Origin of the sequence: Acinetobacter sp. RIT698 (assembly GCF_009668065.1) — a bacterium.
Lineage (GTDB): Bacteria > Pseudomonadota > Gammaproteobacteria > Pseudomonadales > Moraxellaceae > Acinetobacter > Acinetobacter guillouiae.
In genome coordinates this window covers 22,612-28,684 of the sequence record NZ_WJYH01000053.1, presented here as the reverse complement: position 1 = coordinate 28,684, position 6,073 = coordinate 22,612, and the positions used below count along the sequence as shown (strand labels likewise).

The following is a 6,073-nucleotide window of genomic DNA, read 5'->3' as shown; positions in this document are numbered from 1 at the left end:
AGAGAAGGGTCAAGTCAATAGCTGTGCTTATACTGTATACTATACCAAAAATGATAGATAAAAATTATGAAAAATCATTATATTATTAAACTTAAAAGCGTATTTCTGATATGTTTTTCTATGACATCCTATATTTTTGGAGCGAATGTAGAAAATCGAATTTTTAATTTTGAAGATAAAGAAATATCAGCGTTATCTTCTGAAATAAATTACTCCAGATTTGCGCCAGTAAACCAGCTTAATTTAAAAGCAATGCCTGTAGATTTAGATGAAATAATAAAGAACCTTGCAAAAATAGGTTATATCAATAGGGATACAGTCTCGAATAGTAAACGCTATGAAGTGCTATCCTATGGCTTGACGACCAAGAAAATTTATTTTTTTAATAATAACAGTCAAACACCTGATTTCTTTTCTGAGATTTATGCAACGAACTCTAAATTTAATCAACTCAAAAGTATTCGTCTAGGGTTAAGTATTGAATACAATGGGAAAAGATTTAAAAAAATGAATACAGATCCGATTGTTCCCACAAGTTTTATTTCTGCTCTGAATGTGATTGATGAGAGGAAATCAAAAGAGGTGTATGTTTCACTCATGAAGCAACATATTTTAAATATAAAAAATAATGTGAATGAGTATTGTGAATTTTTAGTGACGACGAGAGTAAATGTTAAGGATTATTGGTTAGAATTAAATACTGAACTCACAAAGAATAATACTTATTTCAATATTTACCAAAGTAAAGGAATTCCTCAAAAATGCAATTTGTGAAATTCTTTGTTTGGATTTTTTGCTTAGTCCCTTTTCCGGCATCCTGTGGTGATTATAGAAAAACTAATAGTGATGGTGATTTCGTATCCCCTCAGCAGTAGATGCTTTATGAATATAGTTTCCTAAACGAGATTAAAGCTTTTATAATAATTTAAATTCAATAACTTAAATCTTGATAATTTGAAATTCAAAGCTTTAGGATATCCAATTGAGCACTCAGATCAATTCCATATCTACCGTGAATAAGCTATATTAATGGCACCAAAAATAGACAATCAACAACATGCAAAATTTACAACAACTCTTTATCAACACCCAAGAAAACTACGAATTGATCCCTGATTTTATCGATCTGCTTTTAGCATCGGATATTTATTGTTTGGGAACACAAGATCAGCATAAAAAAATTCAATTCCGTATTCTAGAAACACCAGAAGGTGATCAAGCAATACCATTCTTCATAGAGCTAGAAACCATTCAAAATGATATTGGAGTCGATGCCGAATATATCATGTTAAATACACGGCAGTTTTTTGAAATGACTCAGGGGGCAACATTGGTATTGAATCCAACTTCTGAATTAACAAAAGAATTTCAACCTGAAGAAATTAAAGCAATTTTAGAGATTGATGAAGCAATTTAAAAATGTGCAGGATTCAATTTCTCCAGCACTTCATCAATTTTTTTCAACCGTTTGATTTCATCCCATAAGGCTTTGGCTTCGGGGTAATGCTTAGACATCATCCCAATCCATTGTTTATAACGGCCGACCATGTTCAGCTCTTTTTTATATGGACCATTTAAAAAACGAATTTGTAAATTTAATAGTTCAGACCAAGTGATAAGTGGTTCATCCGTATTTTTACGAATACACTGGGTGAGATCTGGTGTAGTCACAGCACCACGACCAATCATCAAATCTTGGCAACCTGATTCAAGTTGGCATTGTTTCGCATCAGCATTGGTCCAGATTTCACCATTGGCAATCACATTGATCTTGAGTGCTTCACGAATCGGCTGTAGCTGATCCCAAAATGCTGGTGGGGTGTACCCATCAGCTTTGGTCCGAGCATGGACAGTGACCCACGCTGCGCCAGCATCTTCAATGGCATGCGCATTTTCAAGGGTAAAATTTCGATCCATATAACCTAAACGCATTTTTGCAGATACAGGGATGTGTTTGGGTACTGCATCACGTACAGCCTTGACCAACTCATGTACAACTTCAGGCTCATCGAGAAGTACTGAACCACCTCTATGACGGTTTACTGTTTTAGCAGGACAACCAAAATTCATATCGATTGCAGGAGCACCTAATTCAGCAGCGCGTACCGCATTGGCTGCGAGCATTTCAGGATTATTTCCTAAAAACTGAACGTGTACTGGTGTGCCAGCGGCTGTTTTGCCTTGATTGTTTAATTCTGGACAATAGCTATGATAAACATGGTCAGGTAAGACCGAATCCGTTACACGGATAAACTCAGTCACGCACCAGTCAAAGCTACCGACATGTGTGAGAACGTCACGCATGATAGGGTCGGTTAAGCCTTCCATTGGGGCGAGTATAAGTTTCACAATTGTTACCTGATGAGATGAAAACAGCGTTATACGCATTTTTGTAGGAGATGTCTACCGATGCAAAATATATTCTAGGTCAGTGCTGAAGGGGGTGTTATTGAAAAGTTGATCCATAAATTTTCATTATCAAAACTTTCTACATAAAGTCGAATTTTTTGTTGTGGATACATGTTCTTTAAACCTAAATGCGATTCACAATCCTTGTAACTGGCTAAACCATAAAACCTTTCGCCATATTGAACAATCACCCCTTGAGGGTAGAAACACACAATCTCGGTTTCAATGTTTTGTCCAATTTTAAATTTGTTCTTTAATTCATTCCAATCACTTAAATATTTAGAGATTGATTGATTCCAAAAATTTAAAAACTCATCTTTTTCAATGGGAATAATTTCATCTAAAATGTCAGAAAAACTTCCTTCAGGTAAGAAAAAATGCGCTTGTTCTATGTTTAAATTTGTATTGATGCTGAGTGAAGCTGTCACCAGAATTGATCTGAGGCAGTAATATTCCAGATCTAATTCATATAAAATAATTTCTTCTGCTTCTGTATCAATATATTTATAGTAAGAATACAAAATACTGTCCATTTTTGCTCAGCGCTGCGTTTATCAACGATGCAAAATCATTTCCAAAACAAATTTAGAACCAATAAAGCCAACCGCCAATAAAAAGAATCCAATCATGGTAAAGCGAATGGCTTTTTGACCACGCCAGCCAAACTTATAGTGACCAATTAACAACGCACCGTAAACAAACCAAGACACAATGCTAAACACGGTCTTATGTGCTAGGTGCTGTGCAAAGAAGTCATCAATGGTAAAGAAACCAAAACATAGGGCGACAGTTAATAAAACAAAACCAGTAATGAGCATATCAAAAAGTAAGGATTCCATGGCTTGATATGACGGTAAGAAGTTGACCCAAATACGTTTTTTTTGTTTCTTTTTGAGTTCACGGTTTTGAAACCAAATCAAAACGGCTTGTATGGTTGCCATGAGTAAAACGGCATAAGCAGATAAAGACAGAATGATATGGATGTCTAAACCGATAGAATGCTGTTCAATAAATTGATCTGGTTTACTAAAACAAAAACCGAGAATCAAACCAAAGGCGGCAACAGGAATTCCAATCAAATTTAGTGAAAGAACAGGACGATAGGTACTATAAAGCATACTTAGAACCAACATTAACGCAGAGGTAAAAGACATCAAGTTAAAGACGTCGTAATTAATCCCTAGTGGTGTAAGTATGTCGTTATGCAGTACACTTGCATGTAATATCAGCCCTAAACCTGACATGATGCCAATAAACCAAGGGTTTGCGGAACGTTTAGCCATTAAGTGCATGAACAAATACCAAAATGAAGAGGTATAGGCAATTAATGCTAAAATCGTATAAACCAAGGGTAGGCTAATCATGTCAAACCTTTTTCAGGATGATGAATATTCATGTTATAAGATATAAATTCCATGTGAACTACAGTATCCTATAGCATCTTGAGCATAAATTTTCTATTTTAAGAAAGATTTTTTTGCTACTAGCTATTTTAAGCGGATTTTGCAATGTTTGATACCTTAACAGAACGACTCACGCAGAGTCTCAGAAATGTTACTGGCTCTGGGCAGCTAACCGAAGATAATATTAAAGATACCTTACGTGAAGTGCGTATGGCACTTCTTGAAGCCGATGTTGCTTTGCCTGTAACTCGTGAGTTTATTGCGAAAGTTAAGGAAGAAGCATTGGGTCAAGAAGTCATGACTCAGCTTTCACCAGGTCAAGCTTTCGTTAAAATTGTGTATGACGAACTCACCAAAATGATGGGTGAGGCAAACGAAAGCCTAGACTTAGCTGCAAAACCACCTGTTGTGATTCTTCTCGCAGGTTTACAAGGTGCTGGTAAAACCACGACAGCGGCAAAACTTGGACGTTTCTTAAAAGAGCGTCAAAAGAAAAAAGTGGCGATGGTTTCTGCCGATGTTTACCGTCCAGCTGCGATTAAGCAACTGCAAACAGTTGCTGCTGAAGTGGGTGTTGATTTTATTGAATCGGACGCTTCTGAAGATCCGATTAAAATTGCACAACGTGCAATTGGTCAAGCCAAAATTAACTTTAACGATGTTTTGATTGTCGATACGGCAGGGCGTTTGCATGTCGATGATGACATGATGGACGAAATTAAAGCATTACACGCTGCAATTGGCCCAACTGAAACCTTATTTGTCGTTGATGCAATGACAGGTCAGGATGCGGCAAATACCGCCAAAGCCTTTAATGATGCATTACCATTAACGGGTGTTATCCTCACCAAAACTGATGGTGATGCACGTGGTGGTGCGGCGCTTTCGGTACGAGCGATTACCGGTAAGCCAATTAAATTCTTAGGTATGGGTGAAAAACTCGATGCCTTAGAGCCATTCCATCCTGAGCGTGTTGCACAACGTATCTTGGGTATGGGTGACGTACTTTCTTTAGTCGAAGAAGTTGAACGTAAAATCGACAAAGAAAAAGCCGAAAAAATGGCGAAAAAATTGCAAAAGGGCGGGAGCTTCAACTTTGAAGACATGCTGATGCAATTTGAACAGATGAACAAAATGGGCGGTATGATGGGCTTCTTGGATAAGTTGCCTGGCATGAGCAATTCAGGCATTCAAGATGCGATTGCACAAGCAAATCCTGAAAAGCAAGTGAAAAAGATGGAAGCGATTATTCAATCGATGACCATTAAAGAACGTCGTAACCCAGACTTAATGAATCCGAGCCGTAAAAAGCGTATTGCAGCAGGCTGTGGTATGGATGTGGTTGAAGTCAATAAACTGATCAAACAACATGCACAAATGGCGAAAATGATGAAGAAATTTGCCAATCCATCGGGTATGGCAAAAATGATGCGCTCATTGGGTGGAATGCAAAAACAGTTTGGCGGTGGCGGCGGTATGGGGCCATTGTTTGGTAATAACGATAAAAAATAAGTCTCATTTTTTTTATAAAAAGCGCCTTAGGGCGCTTTTTTGTTAAATAAAAATAACATACTTTTGTTGGCTGTTTAGATATTCTGAGCCCATTATTTGAATATGATTTAAACAATAATTGATAAGAAGTTGATTTATGAAAAAAGTATTTATCGTACACGGTTATAAAGACTCCCCTGAACATCATTGGTATCCATGGCTAAAGCAACAAGTATTGGCGACAGGACATGCATGTGAAGTGATTGATCTAGCACATCCAGAGCAGCCCCAATATGAGCTGTGGAAGCATAATATTACGCAGCAAATTAAGTCACTCAATGACGATACCATCATTGTGGCACATGGCTTAGGAGGTATTGCTAGTCTAGATTTTCTTTCGAGTGAATTATTGGGGCGAAAATTAGGTGCTTTGTTTTTGGTTGCGGGATTCAGTAAAAACTTAGCCGTTTTACCTGAACTTAACTTATTTTTACAACACGCTCGGGTCGATGATGCGCTGCTCAGAATGAATATTCTGAATCGCTTTATCTTTTTCTCCAACAATGATCCTTTTGTGCCAGCGCCTGTCAGTATTCAATTGGGTTATTCGCTGAATTCACAAATGATTGAGGTGAAAGGTGCAGGGCATTTTATGGCAACAGAGGGCTATACCAGCTTAACTGTACTTTGGGAAAAGTTAGCAGTTCTATTACAACCTGAATCCCAAGCTGGTACTCAGGCTGCATATTCGATTTTATCGTGATGTGGTT

General features: G+C 37.4%; 7 protein-coding genes. 4 read left to right on the top strand and 3 right to left on the bottom strand.

Going from position 1 to position 6,073, the window contains the following annotated elements; translation table 11 throughout:
• Positions 1 to 66: 66 nt before the first annotated feature.
• Both GJV03_RS18215 and GJV03_RS18210 read left to right on the top strand, forming a co-directional pair.
• Positions 67 to 774, top strand: a complete 708-nt coding sequence (locus GJV03_RS18215; protein ID WP_154130766.1) for a hypothetical protein — start codon at positions 67 to 69, stop codon at positions 772 to 774.
• Between the two features lie 283 nt (positions 775 to 1,057).
• Entirely contained in the window at positions 1,058 to 1,417 is a 360-nt protein-coding gene (locus GJV03_RS18210; RefSeq protein WP_105714453.1) for an SseB family protein, read from the top strand.
• On the opposite strand, the gene GJV03_RS18205 is transcribed toward GJV03_RS18210, so the two are convergent.
• The 3 genes from GJV03_RS18205 to ccsA all read right to left on the bottom strand — a co-directional run bounded on the left by GJV03_RS18205 (position 1,414) and on the right by ccsA (position 3,773).
• On the bottom strand, positions 1,414 to 2,349 hold the full coding sequence (locus GJV03_RS18205) for a tRNA-dihydrouridine synthase (RefSeq protein WP_178283385.1): 936 nt from the start codon (positions 2,347 to 2,349) through the stop codon (positions 1,414 to 1,416). The genes GJV03_RS18210 and GJV03_RS18205 overlap by 4 nt on opposite strands.
• 74 nt (positions 2,350 to 2,423) lie before the next feature.
• Positions 2,424 to 2,942, bottom strand: coding sequence for a hypothetical protein (locus tag GJV03_RS18200; RefSeq protein WP_154130765.1), 519 nt, complete (start codon positions 2,940 to 2,942; stop codon positions 2,424 to 2,426).
• A gap of 21 nt (positions 2,943 to 2,963) precedes the next feature.
• Complete coding sequence (gene ccsA, locus GJV03_RS18195) at positions 2,964 to 3,773, bottom strand: cytochrome c biogenesis protein CcsA (protein WP_004724062.1); 810 nt, start codon at positions 3,771 to 3,773, stop codon at positions 2,964 to 2,966.
• A 144-nt stretch (positions 3,774 to 3,917) separates the two neighbouring features.
• Between ccsA and ffh the strand changes: the two genes are divergently transcribed.
• Positions 3,918 to 5,324 carry a signal recognition particle protein gene (gene ffh, locus GJV03_RS18190; protein WP_004817818.1) on the top strand — a complete coding sequence of 469 codons (1,407 nt, stop codon included), beginning with the start codon at positions 3,918 to 3,920 and terminating at the stop codon, positions 5,322 to 5,324.
• Positions 5,325 to 5,460: 136 nt separating this feature from the next.
• Positions 5,461 to 6,066, top strand: coding sequence for an alpha/beta hydrolase (locus GJV03_RS18185; RefSeq protein ID WP_105714451.1), 606 nt, complete (start codon positions 5,461 to 5,463; stop codon positions 6,064 to 6,066).
• The last annotated feature ends 7 nt before the right edge of the window (positions 6,067 to 6,073 follow it).

Bases quoted from the DNA above. Each gene is read 5' to 3' on its own strand.
- GJV03_RS18185 (WP_105714451.1), top strand. From the start codon at position 5,461: ATGAAAAAAGTATTTATCGTACACGGTTATAAAGACTCCCCTGAACAT.
- GJV03_RS18215 (WP_154130766.1), top strand. From the start codon at position 67: ATGAAAAATCATTATATTATTAAACTTAAAAGCGTATTTCTGATATGT.
- ffh (WP_004817818.1), top strand. From the start codon at position 3,918: ATGTTTGATACCTTAACAGAACGACTCACGCAGAGTCTCAGAAATGTT.
- GJV03_RS18210 (WP_105714453.1), top strand. From the start codon at position 1,058: ATGCAAAATTTACAACAACTCTTTATCAACACCCAAGAAAACTACGAA.
- ccsA (WP_004724062.1), bottom strand. From the start codon at position 3,773: ATGATTAGCCTACCCTTGGTTTATACGATTTTAGCATTAATTGCCTAT.
- GJV03_RS18200 (WP_154130765.1), bottom strand. From the start codon at position 2,942: ATGGACAGTATTTTGTATTCTTACTATAAATATATTGATACAGAAGCA.